13 protein-coding genes and 1 pseudogene are annotated in these 18,556 nt (G+C 54.8%); 11 read left to right on the top strand and 3 right to left on the bottom strand.

The window, feature by feature from the left end:
- Window positions 1-35: 35 nt before the first annotated feature.
- From tnpC to V6E55_RS11940, 3 genes are read right to left on the bottom strand one after another with little or no spacing between them, the layout of a single operon-like run.
- Window positions 36-1,625, bottom strand: coding sequence for an IS66 family transposase (gene tnpC / locus V6E55_RS11950; RefSeq protein ID WP_264975989.1), 1,590 nt, complete (start codon window positions 1,623-1,625; stop codon window positions 36-38).
- Between the two features lie 30 nt (window positions 1,626-1,655).
- Complete coding sequence (tnpB, locus tag V6E55_RS11945) at window positions 1,656-2,006, bottom strand: IS66 family insertion sequence element accessory protein TnpB (RefSeq protein WP_004189161.1); 351 nt, start codon at window positions 2,004-2,006, stop codon at window positions 1,656-1,658.
- Window positions 2,003-2,443: a transposase gene (locus tag V6E55_RS11940; RefSeq protein ID WP_264975988.1), complete on the bottom strand. Its 441-nt coding sequence runs from the start codon at window positions 2,441-2,443 to the stop codon at window positions 2,003-2,005. Before V6E55_RS11940 ends, tnpB begins: the two co-directional genes overlap by 4 nt.
- A gap of 87 nt (window positions 2,444-2,530) precedes the next feature.
- On the opposite strand from V6E55_RS11940, the pseudogene V6E55_RS11935 reads away from it, so the two are divergent.
- The 11 genes and pseudogenes from V6E55_RS11935 (at window position 2,531) to V6E55_RS11885 (ending at window position 18,531) form a co-directional block, all read left to right on the top strand.
- A pseudogene (locus tag V6E55_RS11935) lies at window positions 2,531-3,777 on the top strand (IS3 family transposase).
- A gap of 56 nt (window positions 3,778-3,833) precedes the next feature.
- Window positions 3,834-4,571 carry a glycine zipper domain-containing protein gene (locus V6E55_RS11930; protein ID WP_032747578.1) on the top strand — a complete coding sequence of 246 codons (738 nt, stop codon included), beginning with the start codon at window positions 3,834-3,836 and terminating at the stop codon, window positions 4,569-4,571.
- 79 nt (window positions 4,572-4,650) lie between these two features.
- Window positions 4,651-5,133 carry a hypothetical protein gene (locus tag V6E55_RS11925; protein ID WP_023288353.1) on the top strand — a complete coding sequence of 161 codons (483 nt, stop codon included), beginning with the start codon at window positions 4,651-4,653 and terminating at the stop codon, window positions 5,131-5,133.
- An 81-nt stretch (window positions 5,134-5,214) separates the two neighbouring features.
- Window positions 5,215-6,327 (top strand): tellurite resistance domain protein, encoded by a 1,113-nt coding sequence (locus V6E55_RS11920; RefSeq protein WP_072096726.1) that lies wholly within the window; start codon window positions 5,215-5,217, stop codon window positions 6,325-6,327.
- A gap of 49 nt (window positions 6,328-6,376) precedes the next feature.
- Window positions 6,377-7,825, top strand: a complete 1,449-nt coding sequence (locus tag V6E55_RS11915) for an SrfA family protein (protein WP_023288354.1) — start codon at window positions 6,377-6,379, stop codon at window positions 7,823-7,825.
- A gap of 17 nt (window positions 7,826-7,842) precedes the next feature.
- Window positions 7,843-10,911 (top strand): virulence factor SrfB, encoded by a 3,069-nt coding sequence (locus tag V6E55_RS11910; RefSeq protein WP_023288355.1) that lies wholly within the window; start codon window positions 7,843-7,845, stop codon window positions 10,909-10,911.
- A complete protein-coding gene (locus tag V6E55_RS11905; protein ID WP_017901257.1) occupies window positions 10,911-13,625 on the top strand; it encodes a putative virulence factor in 2,715 nt (904 codons plus the stop codon). The genes V6E55_RS11910 and V6E55_RS11905 overlap by 1 nt, the downstream gene beginning before the upstream one ends.
- Window positions 13,619-14,638 (top strand): hypothetical protein, encoded by a 1,020-nt coding sequence (locus V6E55_RS11900; protein WP_316942891.1) that lies wholly within the window; start codon window positions 13,619-13,621, stop codon window positions 14,636-14,638. Before V6E55_RS11905 ends, V6E55_RS11900 begins: the two co-directional genes overlap by 7 nt.
- Window positions 14,635-16,602: a vWA domain-containing protein gene (locus tag V6E55_RS11895; RefSeq protein WP_316942890.1), complete on the top strand. Its 1,968-nt coding sequence runs from the start codon at window positions 14,635-14,637 to the stop codon at window positions 16,600-16,602. The genes V6E55_RS11900 and V6E55_RS11895 overlap by 4 nt, the downstream gene beginning before the upstream one ends.
- Window positions 16,602-17,327 carry an ABC transporter ATP-binding protein gene (locus V6E55_RS11890; RefSeq protein ID WP_023288357.1) on the top strand — a complete coding sequence of 242 codons (726 nt, stop codon included), beginning with the start codon at window positions 16,602-16,604 and terminating at the stop codon, window positions 17,325-17,327. Before V6E55_RS11895 ends, V6E55_RS11890 begins: the two co-directional genes overlap by 1 nt.
- Window positions 17,317-18,531: an ABC transporter permease gene (locus V6E55_RS11885; RefSeq protein WP_025999345.1), complete on the top strand. Its 1,215-nt coding sequence runs from the start codon at window positions 17,317-17,319 to the stop codon at window positions 18,529-18,531. Before V6E55_RS11890 ends, V6E55_RS11885 begins: the two co-directional genes overlap by 11 nt.
- Window positions 18,532-18,556 lie beyond the last annotated feature (25 nt).

Below are 18,556 nucleotides of genomic sequence, written 5' to 3'. Positions count from 1 at the left end.
TCGTAAGCGTTAACCGGACGCCGTATTGACACTGGTCAGGCAGGTATAGCCACGTTCCACGGCAGAAGTTCACCAACCCTGTTGGAAGGCCACTCAGGCAGAACGCTCAGGATGTGGCGCAGATACGCTTCCGGATCGATACCGTTCAGACGGCACGTTCCGATCAGTCCGTACAGCAGTGCACCACGTTCGCCACCATGATCGCTCCCGAAGAAGATGTAGTTTTTCTTTCCCAGGCAGACTGCGCGAAGCGCCCGCTCCGCGGCGTTATTGTCGGGTTCCGCCAGACCGTCACGGCAGTAGTAACACAGGGCATCCCACTGGTTCAGGGCATACGTGAACGCCTCTCCCAGCCGGGATTTTTTCGACAGTGTCGCACTTTTCTCCACCATCCACTCATGCAGTGACGCCAGCAGCGGCGCACTCCGCGACTGTCTGGCCGCCAGACGCTCTGTCTCCGGCATGCCGCGTATTTCCGCTTCGATGGCGTACAGTTCGCCGATGCATTTCAGCGCTTCCTCCGCCGTGGCGCTCTGGCTGCTGATGTACACGTCGTGGATTTTTCGGCGGGCATGCGCCCAGCATGCCGCCTCTGTCAGCACGCCGCCTTCTCGCGATGTACTGAACAGCCGGTCATACCCCGCGAAGGCATCTGCCTGCAGGACGCCACGGAAGGAGCGAAGGTGCAGCTCCGGGTGTTTTCCCTGCCGGTCCGGTGAGTACGCGAACCACGCTGCCGGAGGATCTGACGAACCGGCATTCCGGTCATCCCGGACATACGTCCAGATACGCCCGGTTTTCGTCTTCTTTCTGCCCGGTGCAAGCACCGGAACCGGAGTGTCATCCGTATGCAGTTTGTGGCAGTCCATCACGTAGTGGTAAAGGGCCTCATCCAGCGGGGCCATTAACCGGCAACATGCATCCACCCAGTTGGAGAGCAGAGCCCGGCTCAGATCCACGCCCTGACGGGCAAAGATTTCGCACTGGGGATACAGCGGCAGGTGTTCGCAGTATTTGGCCGTTAACACGCGGGCCAGCAGACCCGGCCCGGCGATACCCCGATCGATGGGACGTGATGGCGCGGGAGCTTCAACGATACAGTCACATCGGGTGCAGGCCTTTTTCACCCTGACCGTGCGGATCACTTTCAGGGCGCTGGAGACCAGTTCCAGCTGCTCCACGCTGACTTCGCTGAGGTACGCCATACCGCTGCCGCATTCCGGACAGCTGGTTTCCGCAGGATCCAGCCGATGTATCTCGCGGGGAAGGTGTGCCGGTAACGGGCGACGATGGCGGGACTGACGTAACTGCCGAGGTACCTGCGGATCGTCTTCCCGTCCGTTGTAGCGATCGCTTTGCTGCTCCTGCTGTTTCAGCAGGGCTTCGGCTTCTTCAACCTGTCGGCGAAGTTTTTCGGAGCGGGTACCGAACAACATTCGACGCAGTTTTTCTATCTGTGCCCGCAGATGCTCTATCTCGCGCTCTTCGTTCTCTATTTTCTCTTCTGCGCGGGCCAGTGCAGAACGCAGGAACGACTCAGTCTCTGCAACGAGACTGAGCTGACTGTCTTTCTGGCGAAGCGTGTCTTCCAGCGCAGCGATACGGGCGAGATAGTCGTGATTCATAACCGCTTTTATAATGCGGTTATGATTTTTTTACAACATTGTCAGTGAGTTAAGGCGGGATATTTTTGGCTGGCGCCAGTCCAGCTTATCAAGGAGCATGGCAAGTTGTGAGCGGGTGATCGCGATTTTGCCGTCGCGTACAGCAGGCCAGACGAACTGTCCCTCTTCCAGGCGTTTGATAAACAGGCACAGACCATCAGCATCAGCCCAAAGTATTTTCACGGTATCGCCACGGCGTCCCCGGAAGATAAACAGATGGCCGGAGAAGGGATCCTCATCCAGAACGTGGTGTATCTGTTCGCCCAGCCCGTTGAAGGATTTACGCATATCCGTGGCCCCGGCGACCAGCCAGATGCGGGTGCCTGACGGGAGGGATATCATTGTGTCCTCCCGGTCAATTCGCGGATCAGCACAGCCAGCAACTCTGACGACGGGTTCTCCAGCGTCATTTTCCCATGGCGGAACTCAACATGACAGGAAGTGGCGCTGGCGTGAGCGGAGGAGAACGTACACAGAGTGTCATTCTCTGCGGCGGGCAACGGGTCGTTGATAACGTCGACGGACAACAGAGTCGGAGAAGCCGGAAGAGATTGAGGTACCACCGGCCCCACGATAGTTGCAGGCATTCGACGAGAGATTCGCCCCTCTCTCTGCCAGAGGCGTAGCCACTTAAAAATGAGATTATTATCAACGCCATGTTCCCGCGCCAGTTGTGCGACGTTGGCATCTGGTCGTGAAGCCAGTTCGACCATCCGAAGTTTGAAGTCACTGGAATAGACGGTACGCGATTCAGTTCGCCAGTTGGCAGCATTTTCCATGAACAGAACTCCTTCTAAATTAGACGGAGCTCTAAGCTAGCGATCCCGGGACTGGAATCACAGGCGGCAGTGACTTGACGCTTACGAATGATTGATGTTCTAGGTCCAGAGAAGCGCAGACGGCGCAGCGTTCAGGAAAAAATCGCCATTGTTCAGCAGAGCTTTGAGCCCGGAATGACCGTGTCGCTGGTCGCCCGTCAGCATGGCGTTGCTGCCAGTCAGCTGTTCCTGTGGCGTAAGCAATATCAGGAGGGAAGTCTTACTGCTGTGGCTGCCGGAGAAGAAGTCGTGCCTGTCTCTGAACTCACAGATGCGCTGAAGCAGGTTCGGGAACTTCAGCGCCTGCTGGGCAAGAAGACGATGGAAGTTGAGATCCTCAAAGAAGCGGTGGAGTACGGCCAGTCGCGAAAATGGATAGCGCACGCACCCTTGTTGCCAAAGGACGGGGAATAGCCCTGGTCAGCCGCACCATGGGTGTGTCGCGTGCGCAGCTGTCACTGCGAATTAACCGTTCTGTCGACTGGCAGGACAGACGCTGTAACCGGCGTAATGACGAAGCAGACGCTGAAATACTGTCGAATATTCTCGACATCATCAGCGATATGCCCAGTTACGGCTATCGTCGTGTGTGGGGTATCCTGCGTAAGCAACGCCGCAGAGAGGGACTCCCCCCGGTCAATGCCAAACGGCTTTACAGGGTAATGAGCGAGCATAACCTGTTGTTGTTGCATGACAAACCAGAGCGACCGAAGCGTGAACATAAGGGCAAAGTCGCGGTGGCAAAAAGCGATATGCGGTGGTGTTCAGATGGCTTCGAGTTCGGCTGCGATAACGGCGAAAAACTGCGGGTAACGTTCTCGCTGGACTGCTGTGACAGAGAGGCCATAGACTGAGCAGCAAGCACGGGAGGCTACGACAGTTCGACGGTGCAGGATGTGATGCTGAGGTCGGTGGAAAAGCGCTTCGGCGACAGGTTGCCAGCCACACCAGTGCAGTGGCTGACGGATAACGGTTCAGCGTATACCGCGCATGAAACGCGGAGGTTCGCGAGAGAACTGAATCTGGAGCCCTGCACAACAGCGGTGAGCAGCCCGCAGAGTAATGGCATGGCCGAGCGGTTCGTGAAAACGATGAAAGAAGACTATAGCGCGTTCATGCCAAAACCGGATGTGAGAACAGCCCTGCGAAACCTTGCAGCAGCGTTCACGCATTACAATGAAAACCACCCGCACAGCGCGCTGGGATATCGTTCACCACGGGAATACCTGCGGCGGCGAACCAGTAATGGGTTAAGTGATAAAAAGTGTATGGAAATACAGGAGCCAATCCACTAAATTTTTAGAACATAACGCTTATTTATTGTTGTTTGATTTTTTTAAGGAAAAAGATTGTGAATACATTTAACCGAACTACCACATGCATCGTGATTTCCGCAGCATTGTTACTTGGAGGCTGTGCCAATACCGGAAGCTCTCTCCTGTCTGGGACAAAGCCGGATCCTCGCCTTACCACCACAGAACAATCACAGTTTTTTAGCGCTTCTGGTGCACAAGGTTGTGGCGTAGGCGCCGTATCCGGCGCAGCTCTCGGCGCGTTAGTAGGGGCGCTAGCAGGTGACTCGAAGAAAGCGCTTGCCGGCGCTGCAATTGGTGGCGCTGCTGGCTGTGCTGCAGGTATGACCGCTAACTACTATCTTGACAGACTGAAAAAAGATTATGCCTCCACCGCCGATCGTCTGCAGGCAATGGATAACGACATCAGCAAAGATACCGCAGCGGTTGAAAAATCGACGCTGGCGATGAAACAAGTTATTAGCGAAAACCAGGCCACCTTAACCAAAATCAGCATCCAAAAAGATAAAGCTGGATTTGATAAAGCCGGTGCGAAAACCCAGCTGGCGCAAATTGATGCCAACATCAGCAAGATGAAAGAGACCATGAAAGGCATGAAGGATAAAGAATCTGCCTATAAGGTCGCTTTACAAGGTCAAACGACCACCACAAGTGCAGAGAAAAGCAAGCTGGCAAATTTGAACAAAGAATATGCCAATCTCAATAGCAAGATTGCTGCTCTGGAACAAGAAACCAACGAGCTGTATGAACAGCGCCAGGCGATCTCCCTTGGTTAACCCTTTCGGCCGATAGCATTATCGGCCGGTTTAAGACTGCTTAAAGCAGCGTTATTCGACGCTAATGATGGATTATTTGATGAGAAAATACGCACTTCTTGCCGCCCTTGTCCTTACGGGTTGTACTACGTCTCCCCAGGACTGTGATTTACACGCACAAGATCCAAGCTTTATTACCAAACTGAGCTGCGCCACGTCGGGTGGTTATCGTCAGCAGGTTGATCAAAAAGAACAGCAGGTTCGCCTGAGCCAATATCAAAATGAATCGGCCAGGCAACAGCAGGATTATACCCAAAACAGACAGCAGACCTTAAATCAAAAGCTGGCAGATGAACAAGCAAGGCTAAATGCCGTGCGTTCGGATCTGTCGCAGACTCTCGCAAAACTGAAATCAAGCAAGATTCAAAGCCGCGAACGCCAGCAGGAAATTGCCAAATTGCAGGAGCTGCAGCGCCAGTCACAAACGGCAACGAGCGCCAGCGAAATTTCAGCGATTGAGAAAAAGGTCGCCGAAGCCAAGCACAAAATAAAAGTTCTCGAAGAAGCAAATACGCTCCGCTAAAAGCGCAGAAAACGTTCCGGCTGTCTGAGATGCAATGATACACATCTCATGCATATCACCCACAACAATAATGATTTGCTTATGCAACGATTAACAACTGCCGCGCCGATTCATGAAGCAACGCTGACAACCTATGAAGAGACGGTCGGTATCATACATCGTCATCTTCCCCCTTCACTGGCGCTGCTGTATGCCACCGCGCGTCGCAATGCCGAAGGACGCCTGGAGTGGTGGACAGCACGTCAGGGGCTGGCTAAACCTTTTTCCGCACTGAATGACGCCGAACGGCTGACTGTTGAGAATAAACGTCAGCAATATCAGGACATTCTGGCGGGGTTAATCAGCCAGCTGGCCGCGCGCGGCGAAGATAAGTCAGCACATGCGTTGCAAACGCTACTCACCCAATCACACCACCTCGACGGCTATAGCGTCGGCGGCGAACCGGTGTTGGTCAATTGGGCCACAGCCAGCACAGCGGCGCCCCTCCATACGGTAGTGGTTATCCCCTGGTGCCGCGGTTTTCTTCCTTGGCTGGCATTATTGCTACTGCTGCTCCTACTCGTCGGTGTCTGGTGGTGGTTTACACATCGCCCGGCCGTGACGCTCCCCGTTGTTACACCAACCCATACCGAATTAACTGACACCAATCCCAGCGTGAAGCTTGAGAAACGTCAGGATTTTGGCCGGATAAAAATCAATCTGCAGTGGAAGCAGGGGGACCACAAAGAGCCTGTCGATCTCGATATTGCCGCCTTTGTGCGCTTAAAAAACGGTGAAATCAGCGGCGCTGAGGCGCTGAGTCATTTGCCCGGCAACTATGACCAGCCACCGTATCTGCTGCTGCAGGAAGATCTGCGTGAAGGCAATGACGTGGATGGCGAATGGCTTTTCGTCAACGGCAGCCACTGGCAGGACATTGATGAGGTGCTGATTTATAGCTTCATTTACGCTGGCACCGATAACTGGCAAGGGACAAACGCCTCCGTCACCCTCTATGTCCCCGAACAGCAGCCGATTACATCCATGCTCACGGATAGCGACCAGCGTAATAATGTCGCCGCCATCGCCAGGCTCAAAAATGTCGATGGCAATATTCAGGTTGAACGCCTTGACCGTTTCTTCCCCGACCGCGAGTCGATGGATAAGCACTATGGCTGGGGTTTCAAATGGACGCCCGGCGCGACCAAAAATTAGCCTGCACCACTGTGGCTTTAGTCAAATTACAGCCTTTAAGGGTTAGATAATGCGAAATTCGATTCAGGGACCACTACTTCGTACCGGAAATAACTCTTCATTCAAGGCGCTGGGTGAAACGGGCTATCCTGTTTTCAAGATGGCCTTCCAGCTACGCGAAGCCATCTATCGTCTTGATGCAGGGCGCGATCTGGCCCGTCATCTGGCTATCCCGCAAAACGATCAGGGCGGTGACAGAACCGACTGGTACAGCAGTTTTCCCGGCGATGTTATCCCGTGGAGCGGCGCAAGCGAAGCGGAGCGAGAATCGGCGCGCCAGCAATTTAATGCGTTTCGAATGGCAGTACAGTCACTAAGCGAACAGTTGCTCAACGCGGAGCAAAGCGGAACCGGCGGCGATCGTCGGGTCTTTGCCCAGTTGCTAAAATCTGTAACCCATTTCCCCGATTATGAGTTTGTCTATCTCGTTAATGGAACGCTGGTGATCACCTTTTGGGGGTTTGTCCACCCGGAAGGGGAACAACGTCACCCGATGCATTGGCTGAGTTCATCGTCCGTTCCCGCCGCCGCCCTCGCGGCCGTTCCGCCGCAGGCCAGCGCCACGGAAAAAACCGTCGAACCCGCTCCCGCGCCCTTTGTTGATGTTCGAACGCGCCGCTGGCGCTGGCGTTGGTTGCTATGGCTACTTTTGGCGTTACTGCTGCTGGCGCTGCTGTTAGGGCTGCTCCGCGGCTGCGCTCCTTCTCTTTCCCTGCCGGGCCTCCCTGGTCTTTCTGCGGATAAAACCACGGTCACCGCTGAACCTGTGGCTACGCACCCGGCCACCAGCACCCATGACGTGGCGATCAGGGGGTCAGAAACCGCCGTTGGCGCTCGCGCCGTACCCGGCATTGTGGAAGGGTCAACCGCGGACGCGCATCCTGCGCTGGATTCAACGGTGCCCGCGATGCCTGCCGACACATCTGACAGAGCGGTAGACGGCGATGCGACGCCGCCGCCGGCTAACGCAAATGAAGCCAGCGTAGAACCGCCACTGCCGCCCGGCGTACAGGATACCCACGACGAGCAGACGCCTCCGGGCGTGACTCCGGTAACCGCCCCGCCGCTCGTTGCGCCGCAGGGCGAACCGTTAACCCTCCCGGCCACCCTGCCGGACGGCCCGGCGAAGTTTCTTAACGGCGAATGGCGCGTGAATGGCGGTATTCAGGACAAGCACACCGGACGCCCGCTCCAGCTGCAATATAATTTTGACCAGGGCAACGGTACCGTCAGCATCCGCCAGTCCAGCGGCGTAACGTGCCGTGGCCCAGCCAACGGTAACGTGCAGCAGGGGGCGCTCAACATTACCAACCCTGAGCAAATGACCTGCAGCGATGGCTCAAACTTTATTGTGCCGACCATCGAGTGCAAATCACCTTCCGCGGGTCATGCCGATTGTATTGGCAGCAACGATGGGGAAAAAACCTTCCCGATTCGTATGCTTCAACCTAATTCCTGAACAGGGACGAGATAACTATGTTGCCCGAGATTGTATCTTTTGATCGTCAAGTAACCCTGGTAGGCGACTCCGGGATCCAGTTTATGGATTTTGGTTTGTCTCCAGGACGTTTGCCCGCCGGTGAATTTGTTAAATTAGCCAATGGCGTATTGACCCGTTTAATCTACAACGAACAGCGTGATTACTATTTTTATCAGCCCAGCCCGGCAAATATCGAGAAGGCTAAAAGCCAGTACGATATTCCCGTTGAGCAGAGTCTTAAGCTGTTTGACGGGACATGGTTGCCGCTTCCCCTACTCCGTTTCAGCCCGCCTGACGTCTATCAGGAAGGGCCGCTAAACTGGGCGCGTTTTCGTATCGTCAAGCTGGACAAGCCTGATATGGATGGGCATAGCCATCGAATGACGTTGGCTATCGATACTCGCGTAATGGCCAAACAGCAGGCCGCCGCCGACCTCAGCCCGAACCAGGAAGATGTCAATGCCGGGGCAACCTTTGCGGTGGCGACAGCCACCTATGCCCTCAACTGGTATCTCACGCAAGAGTGGATTGTCGACTGGCTGAAAGAGGTATTTAAAGAGGCGAGCAAAGGCCGGGATATCGACGAACGCGAGCAGGAGCTTAACCAGCAGTATCCGCTGGCGCACTACCTTAACCTTCTTTCACTGATGGCGATTCCCGTCGAAGGTTTGCAAAGTCAGACCGCCCCCATCATTGAATTGCCGCAGTTCAGGGTCATCGCCAATCGGGAAACTAACGCTATCAAGCCTATTCCCGTTGATTTGATCCTCGATGTCGGTAACTCACGCACCTGCGGTATTCTCATTGAAGATCATGGGCAATCAGGTTCAGGTATGCAGCACAACTATGTGCTCAAATTGCGCGATCTTAGCGCGCCGGAACATGTTTATACCGAACCCTTTGAAAGCCGGGTCGAATTTTCACAGGCCTTCTTCGGCAAAGATCACTGCTCGGTGCGTAGCGGCCGCCACGATGCCTTCCAGTGGCCGACGATCGCTCGTATCGGCGGAGAAGCGGGTCGTTTAGCGGCGCGCCGAAAAGGCAGCGAAGGTTCAACCGGCCTCTCCAGCCCTAAACGTTATCTTTGGGATGAAAAATATTACGGTCAGGGCTGGCGATTCAACGGTAGCTACGTGCAGGACAGTAATCCACTCGCCACCGCTGCGCCGTTCGCGAATCTGATCGATGAACGGGGCGAGGCGTTACACACCATCGAAGATGAGATGGATCGCATCCCGGTCTTTACGCCACGCTATTCCCGCAGCTCGCTGATGACCTTTATGCTCGCGGAAGTATTAACCCAGGCGATTAGTCAGATTAATAGCCCGGAACAACGCATACGTCAGGGACACGCAGGTATTCCGCGTCAGCTACGCCATATTATTCTGACCGTGCCGCCCGGTATGCCGATGGCTGAACGTTGCGTACTGGATGACCGTATGCGTCAGGCGGTCGGTTTAGTCTGGAAAGCGCTACGCTGGCACAACGGCGAAAACGATCCTTATGAGGATGAGCAAGAAGATCATAGTCAGACAAACATTAAAATTCCGCTGCCGAAAATCAGGGTCGAGTGGGATGAAGCGTCCTGCGCGCAGTTGGTTTATCTCTACACCGAGATAAACCAAAACTTTGCCGGTCACCCGGAGTCGTTTTTCGACGCCCTTAGCCGACCCGACAGCACGCAACGTGAAAGAATATCCATCGCATCTATCGATATCGGCGGCGGCACCACCGATCTGGTCATCACCGATTATCATCTCGATCGCAATGGTCATAGTGGGGGCGGCGCTAACGTCCATATCATCCCGCAGCAGCGTTTTCGCGACAGTTTTAAAATTGCCGGCGACGATATTCTGCTGGATGTCATCCAGTCCTATGTGCTTCCAGCCTTTGAGCAGGCGCTGCGTGAAACGGGGGTCATATCCGTTGAGACGCTGATGTCTCAACTGTGCGGCTCGCAAAATATTAGCGCGGCGGAATCCGTGCTGCGCCAGCAGCTCACCCTCCAACTCTTCGTTCCCCTCGCGTTGCACATTCTGGGTAAATACGAGCAATTCGATCCGCTGGACGAGCAAACGCATATCGTGATTAACCAACGTGTCGGCGATCTACTGCCGGTAGGTTCTCTGCGTGATGAAGTCGAGAGCTTTGTTCGCCGCGAAGTACAAAAAGCTGGTGGTCCGACCGATTTCAAACTAGCGGAGGTAATGCTCACTCTGCCGCTCGCCAGAGTGCATAACGATTTGTGCTCGGGTAAGTTCAACATTGATAAAGTGCTAACCGCGCTGTGCGAAGTGCTGAGCTATTATCATTGCGACCTGCTACTGCTGACGGGCCGCCCTTCGCAGCTGCCGGGCATTCAGGCAATTATCCGTCGCAACCTGCCGTTGCCGCCGGGGCGTATTTTACCTCTGCACGGTTATCAGACCGGCACCTGGTATCCGTTCCATAAAAATGGCCATATCGACGATCCGAAGAGCACCGCCTCCGTTGGCGCGATGCTCACGCAACTGTGCGCAAATCACAGCATTCCTAACTTCCATTTCCGTACCTCGGCGCTGAAGCCTTACTCAACGATTCGCCATATTGGCACCATTGATATGGATAACCTGATTCGCAGTGCCGATATCGTTTATCGCCATATCGAATCGGAGAACGGGCAGATAAAATTGCCGACATTCACCGACGAAAATGGCGAGAACACCACGCAAAGTATCATCATGCGTGGCGATTTGCGGCTGGGTTATCGTCAACTGGATGCCGAACGTTGGGCCGCCGCACCGCTTTATACCTTACGTTTTAGCGAAGAAGGCCGTAAGAAGTTTTCCGCCGCCTTCTCCGTGGATAACGGTTCACCGTACCTGAAAGTGAGACTGGCTATCGACAAAGGCAAACGGGCGCGCCAACTGGGCTTAATCAGCGATCGGCTGATGATTGCGGATATCACCAGCAACACCGATAAGTCATTCAGCAAGCGTGATGTAGATCTGGAACTCAATACTATGCCCGATACGGGGCTCATTGATAGCCGACACTGGCTCGATAGCGGGAGTGTTAAAAAATAATGAATAGCGATCAAAAATCTCTCACTCAGGGCTGGGCAGCTATCGCTCAGGGCTGTCAGGACGCACTTGGCTGGGTTGATGCAGTGCGTTCCGGTTCACGTCGCCTCGACAACGAGGCGGATAAACTCAACCTTAGCTTGCTCCGCACGCGTAACCAGGCCAATAGCCTGACGCTGGTCGCCAGAACGCCAATGACCTTCGGTTTTTTCGGCATTTCTCAGGCCGGGAAATCCTATCTCATCTCCGCATTGGCAGCTGGCAGCAATGGTTCACTGGAAGCCCTTTATGGCGAACGGCGCGTCGACTTTATCAAAGAAGTGAATCCCGTCGGCGGTGGTAAAGAGGCCACCGGCCTGGTCACCCGCTTCACCCGCCAGGCCCCCGCCGCGCCTGCGGGCTATCCTGTGCCTCTGCGCCTGTTCAGTGAAATCGATCTGGCCAAAATTCTGGCAAACGCCTGGTTTAATGATTTCAACCACGAGCAGCTGAGCTTTCAACTTGATGAAGCCAGGGTTGAAGAGCGACTGCGCCCCTTCCTGCAACGCGCCACACAAGCAAAAAGCTATAACGGCGTGAGCCAGGAAGATGTGGTTGCCTTATGGGATTACCTGAACGCCTCGTTCAGAAAATCGGTTGAAAAACTTGAACACGCCTATTGGCCGCAGGTGTTGAAAATTGCCCCTGCGCTGAGTCCTGGTGAACGCGCAGAGCTATTTTCTTTATTGTGGGGAGAACTGCCGGCCCTCACCGAGACCTATCGTTCATTAGCCAATGTGCTGACCAAACTCAATCATGCCCGGACGGTGTTCGCCCCGCTGGAGACGCTTATCGATCACAGTAATGGCAGCATTATGAACGTCGACAGCCTTAACCGGCTAGGCTCCAGCCAGGATCGCCACGTGGAGATCCGCTACTGGAAAGAGGAGCAGCAAATCGGCAGCGCCAGCTTAACCCAGGCGGAACTGGCAGCGTTAACCACCGAGCTTATCTTCCCGTTAGCGGAAGTCGAGGCCGACAGCGTCGTGGAGCAGGTCGATCTGCTTGACTTCCCTGGGTATCGCGGGCGTCTTAAAATTACCGCACTGGAAGAGGCCGGTAGAGAGGGGCTTAATCCCATTTGCCAGCTTCTGCTGCGCGGTAAAGTCGCCTATCTGTTTGAACGTTACACCGATAATCAGGAGATGAACGCGCTGGTCGTGTGCGCCAGCTCCGCCAAACAGAGCGATGTTGCTGACGTTGGTCCGGTATTAAACCGCTGGGTAGAAAAAACGCAGGGTAAAAGCGCCGAAGAACGTCAGGGCCGTAACCCTGGGCTGTTCTGGGCCATCACCATGTGCGATATGCGCATCAACAGCAGTCTGCAACTCACCACCGAACAGTTAAAAGAAGGCTGGGAAGGTATGCTGCACATGACCTTGCTGGAGCGTTTCGCCCAATATGATTGGCTGCAGCAATGGGCGCCCGGCCAGGCGTTTAATAACTGTTTCCTGGTGCGAAAACCGGGGCTGGATAATCCGTTCATCGACCTAAAAGACGGTACAGAACAGGAGCGAAACAAGGAAGCGTGCATCACCGAGCGCTATCGCCAGAAGCTCGACGAAATGGGCAGCACCTTCATTAGCGCTAAAAACGTGCTGCAACACGTCACCGAGCCGAGCAAAGCCTGGCACGCGATGCTCGAGCTCAACGATGGCGGCATGGGACGCTTAACCAAAGCGCTGCGCGGCGTCGCGCATCTGGAATTCAAGCTGGCACGTTTGCAGCAACAACTTGAGCAGTGTCGCGAGGAGACCGGCAATCGCCGCCTGGGCCGCTGGTACGAAAAAGACGGCGACGGGCAGCTCGTGAAAAAACAGGCCATCGCGAAAGAGCTATGGCAGGGGCTGTCCGCCTGCTCCCACAGTATGGGAGAGCTAATTAATCGTCTGGATCTGCCGACGCAGGAGCTTAATAACATCTATTTAAGCATTCGCGACCGCAACCCGGAACCGTCAAACGATGGCGACAGCCTGGCGGCAAACGCGTTTACCGCCAGCCCATTTGGCAACAACCCCTTCGGTGATAACCCGTTTGGCAGCGATCCCTTCGCCGACGCACCGGCTGAAATCGCCGTGGTTGACGCGCCAGCGTCAACTGCCCAGGAAAGAGTCGGCCAGGACGATGATTTCGCCCATCAGGCGTTTAAAGCCTGGGTCGCGCATTTGCGTGAACTGCCGCAGCAAGCGCCGCAGTGGCGTCAGTTGGGGATGAACAGCGAACTGATTAATCATCTCAGCGAAGAATTGATCACCGCAGCCACGCGCCTAGATCTGGAAGGCACGCTGAAACGCGCGCTGGCGGGTCAGGAGCAAGCGGGTACGCGGCGTGAACATCTTATGGCACGCCAGGTTCTGCGCGCCCAACTGACTATGCGTGATTTTATCGCCTGGTTTGGTTATCTCACTCTACCGCCTGAAAAGGTGCCCAACAGCTATGTTGGCGAGAAAAATAAAGTCTTCCTGCGCCAGAAACCGCTGATGAACGACGAGCTGCCGCAGCTCGCCGCCGTTGCGCCGCAGCCGGGTGTCTCTTATCTGGGAGACTGGCTATCCGCCCTGATGAGCGTCGTACTTGATAACGCTGGTCATAGCGCCACGCGCGATATTTCCGTCGAACATAATCGCCAACTTGGTCAAATTATCAGCCAATTGAAACAAGAGAACATGCCATGCTAGCTAAAATCATCGCCTGCCAACCGGCAGAGCCGGGTACCGCACAATTGATGGTTCGCCTGCGCGGCGAAACTGCGGTGCTGCCCGATCTGACCTTTACGCTTTGTAATAACGAGCAGAACTATCTGCAGCCCGATGGCAGCTGGAGCCCTGCACAGCACTGGTTTACTGTCAACGGCGGTTACTCCCTGGCCAACGGCAGCGGCTTTCGTATCGGCCCTACTCTACTTGACCCTTTGCTGGCAAACGCAAGCCAGGTCCAGATTCAGATCAAGCTGGCTTCAGGAGAAGTGCGCAATACCACCCTCCAATTGGTGCGTGATGAGTTGCTCTCTTCTGAAGCCAGGGGCGCGACGGGTAATTACAGCAGCAGCAGTATGCTGGCAACCCCAGAAACCGACTCCGCACCAGCGGCCATCGTAGAAGCGCCCGTCGCAGAATCTGAAACCATTGCGCCGACCATTCATGCCGAGCCGCAGCCGCAACAAAAACCTGCGGCTTCCCGCCTCCCGCTCATCATCGCCGCCATCCTGCTTTTAGTGGTGATTGCTGGCGCGCTTTGGTGGTTCATGGGCCGGGACAAAGGTCAGGAGGTGGTCCCGGCGGTACAAGCTCAGCAAGCCCCCGCAGCCGCCGCCCCTGAAGCGACGAACACCGAGCCTAAAGCCCCGGCTGGCTGTTCCGCACAGAGTTTAGACACGCTGAGCGAGCTTGAATTCGTGCAGACGTGCGTTCAGGAAAAACTCGATAGCGATAAACTGCTGGCCATTATCCAGTCAGCGAAAGAGGCGAAGAAATGCGGCATCGCCCAGCGCCTGTACGCAAATCGCGCGCAGGGCGGCGATACCAAAATCGCCCTGATTTACGCCGGTGAGTACGATCCGAAATACCATCAGGCAAGCGAATGTTTCAAAGAGGCGGATAAAGATACCGCGGCCTATTGGTACGAAACGGTACTGCAATCAGAACCCGAGAACCAAACGGCTAAGCAGCGCCTTGAGGAGCTAGCAAAATGACCCGGACTTTTTTTTGCCGTCTGGCGCTGCCCTTATGCGGCCTGTTGTTCAGCGGGCACCTCTTTGCCGCCGAGGGCGATAAACCGCTGCTTCAGGAAGGGAAGAAAACGCTATACCAGCGCATCCTGACGACGCCAGGCTGTAAGCTTAGCGACAACGCCGGGGATGAAAATGGGCAGCTTCAGCCTGCCTTTAGCAGCCTTTATGTTTATCAAAAGGAAGAGGCTAAGGGGCAAAGCTGGCTTAAAGTCGGGCCGGATAGCTATGGCAAAACCCTTGGCTGGTTGCCGAAATCCTGTACCGTAGACTGGAAAATGCAGCTGACGCTGGCGTTTACCAACCCGGCCAACCGCGATCGGTTACTCTTTTTCAAAGAGAAAGAAAGTCTGGATAACATTCTTTCTGCCCCCGATCCTGTCTCTCTGGTGGCGCCGCTGCGCGCCAAATTGAAGCGTGACGGCCACGCTGAAGGTATTCAGGCCCAGGAGCCGGAATATTTTGTCGATCTGCAAAAGCAATTTTATCTGCTGCCAATCCTGAGCGGCGAAGAGGTCATGACCGAAGATGGCTTCTATACGCGCCTGCTCAACGTGGCCTCCGTCAGCAAGGCGGATGATAACGCAGCGGCAAAACAAGATAACGACGTAAACCAGTTGAAAGGCTTTAACGCTTCGGTGGTGTTCGTTATCGATTCAACCATTTCAATGGGGCCGTATATTGAGCGCACTAAAGAGGCGGTCAATAAGATCTACGACAAAATTAAACAAGAGCATCTGGATGAGCAGGTCAAGTTTGGTTTGGTCTCTTATCGTTCAAATACCAAAGCCGTACCGGGACTTGAATATAACACCCGCATTTTCGCCGACCCTAACCAGGTCAAGGACGGCGCGGATTTTCTGCAGAAAGTCGCCGATCTTAAAGAAGCGAAGGTCTCAAGCTCTTTATACGACGAGGATGCCTATTCCGGCGTGTTATCAGCTATTGATGACATTGACTGGAGTCCATTCGGCGCCCGCTATATGGTGCTGATTACCGATGCTGGCGCGATTGAGGGCAGCAATAAACTTTCAGGAACCGGCCTTGATGCCAGCCAGCTCCGTCTGGAAGCCGGTAACCGCGGCATTGCTATTTATACGTTGCACCTGAAAACCGCCAGCGGCAAAGCAAACCATACCAAAGCCGAGAGCCAGTACCGCGATCTCTCCAATTTTGATAGCACGCAATCTAACCTTTATCAGGCGGTGAATGCAGGCGATATCAAAATGTTCGGTCAGCAGGTTGATGCCCTGGCGTCAGCCATTACGGAACAGGTGAAAGCCGCCTATATGGGGGATGCCGCCATTGGCAGCGCGCTGTATGCCAAAGATGAGGGGCAAAAGCTCACGGCGGAGCAGAAATTGCTCCAGGATACGGCGTTAATCGGGCATGCGATGCAGTTAGCCTATTTGGGCAAACGCAACAGCACCCAGGCCCCGCTGGTGTTCCAGGCCTGGATTAGCGATCGCGATCTGATTAAGCAGAACATCCCCACAACAGATGTTCGCGTGCTCTTAACCAAGGGACAGCTGAGCGATTTAAGCGATGCCGTCAGCCAGATTCTGAAAGCCGCTAATGAAGGGATGATCTCGCCCACTAAGATGTTTGAACAACTGCGCACCGTTGCGGCAACAATGGGGACCGATCCTAACCAGTTGAAACAGCAAGACAGCGCGAGCATCGGCGATCTTGGCGTGCTGGGCGAGTATCTGGCCGATCTTCCCTACAAAAGCGATGTGCTGAATCTCGATGAAGAAACGTGGAAAAGCTGGGATGGGCTGTCACAGGAGAAATTTATCCGCACACTGTCATCCAAGCTGCGTCACTATCAAAAATATAATGCAGATGTCGACCGCTGGGTCGAGCTGGCGCAAGGTAGCGATCCGCGCGATCGCGTGTATCCCATCCCACTGGAAATGATGCCCTGATGCTGCACATTGAAGACTTGTGCGTGGTTCGTGGTCAGGATCATCAGGCTCACCGTGTTTACCTGCCGCAGCTTTCGCTGCGGCCAGGCGAGGTGGTGGCGGTAACGGGTGAAAGCGGCTGCGGTAAAAGCACGCTTCTGGAAGCCATTGGTTTAGTGTTGCATCCCAGCAAAATTGGGCGTTACACGCTCAGCAAAGGGACACAGCAGCAGGATATTGCCGCGTTGCTTCTGGGCGAGCGACATAATACACTCGCTGCGATTCGGGCACGCGAACTTGGCTTTGTATTACAAAACGGTGGCCTCCTTCCCTACCTGAACGTCAAAGATAATATTCTCTTGCCGTGCCAGCTGCTGGGAGCCCGCCCTGACAGCACCATGCTGGATAGGGTCATCGAAACGCTAAAACTGTCGCCACTACTGGCAAAATATCCTACCCAGCTCTCCTTTGGCGAACGGCAGCGCACCGCTTTTGCGCGCGCGATATTACATCGCCCGGCGCTGGTACTGGCAGATGAACCGACGGCGGCGCTCGATCCCTACAATGCCCAGAAATTATTTAGCCTGTTTATCGAACTAGTCCGTCAGGAAGACATGATGGCGCTGGTCGTTTGCCATGACTGGCCTCTGGTCAAACACTTCAATTTACCCTGTTTAGCTGCGCAGCCAGAATCGCTGACGGCGTCATCACAGAGCGAACGGGGAGGTACTTACTTTGTCCTTTAATCGTGCAAGACTGCTCGGTCGCCTTGCAATGCAAGACCTGTGGCACGATCGCATCATCTCTTTTTGCATCGTCTCCTCTCTTGTTGCGGTCATCGCCCCTTTACTGCTCCTTTTTGGCCTGCGCTTTGGCATTGTGAACCAGTTACAAAACGATCTGGCCAACGATCCCCGCAATCTGGAGATCCGCATGTTGAGCAGCGGAAGCTACGATCAGCACTGGATCACGCAGCTACGGCAGCGGCCTGATGTCGGCTTCGCCATCGGGCAAACGCGCTCGCTCAATACGCTGACTGACTTGCAGACGGACAGCACACATTTTATTGAAAATGCGGAAGTCATTCCGACAGAGGCTGGCGATCCTTTGCTCGGCACGCAGGTGCTCCATCATGACCATGAAGTTGTTATTACTCAGGAAGCGGCACGCAAGCTGGCGGTGAAAACCGGTGATACGCTCACGCTACGCGTGAGTCGTATGCTCGATGAACGCCGCGAATGGGGACGTAAGCGCGTGACCGTGGTGGGGATTTTGCCAGCCACCTATTTTAATCGCCCCGCTATCTTTACCCGCCCCGCGTTATTAATGGCTCTTGAACATTTTCGCGATGGCTATGCGGTAACAGCGTTAGGGGTCGCCAGCGGCGCTCAGCTTAACGGTAACGCGCCGCGCTACGCCCGCGCAAGGTTGTACGCACGCGATATTGACCATGTCGCCAGCCTTGAACGCGATTTGCGCGCCCAACGCATCGAAACCACCAGTCGGCTGGCGGATATTGAGAATGTAAAAAGCATTAACCGTGTGTTGGGCATCATCTTTAACACGATCGCCATCACCGCGCTCATTGGCTGTATCGCCTCGTTAATCGGCTCGTTTATCGCCAATGTCGATCGTAAACGTAAGCATATTGCTGTACTTCGTCTGCTGGGCTTCACGCGACCAGCCGTAGGCGTTTACGTCATTAGTCAGGGCGCTTTGCTCAGCCTGATGGCCTATATCGGCGGTTTTGGCATCTATTTTTTAGCCAGCCAGATATTTAACCGGGCGCTGTCCACAAGCCAGGCCACCGGTCAGATGATTTGCAAGATAACGCCCTTACACGGCCTTATCGCCCTCTTACTGACGCTGGTTGTGGCGACGCTGGTTGCCGGTATCGGTGCCTGGCGCGCGATCCATATTGAACCTGCGCAGAGCCTGCGCGAGGCATAACCCTTATTTTTTTAATTTGCCCTAA

The organism is Enterobacter sp. 342, assembly GCF_036663495.1.
Classification (GTDB): domain Bacteria; phylum Pseudomonadota; class Gammaproteobacteria; order Enterobacterales; family Enterobacteriaceae; genus Enterobacter.
Note: the sequence above shows the minus strand (reverse complement) of the source record. Positions and strands in the feature narration are given on the sequence as shown.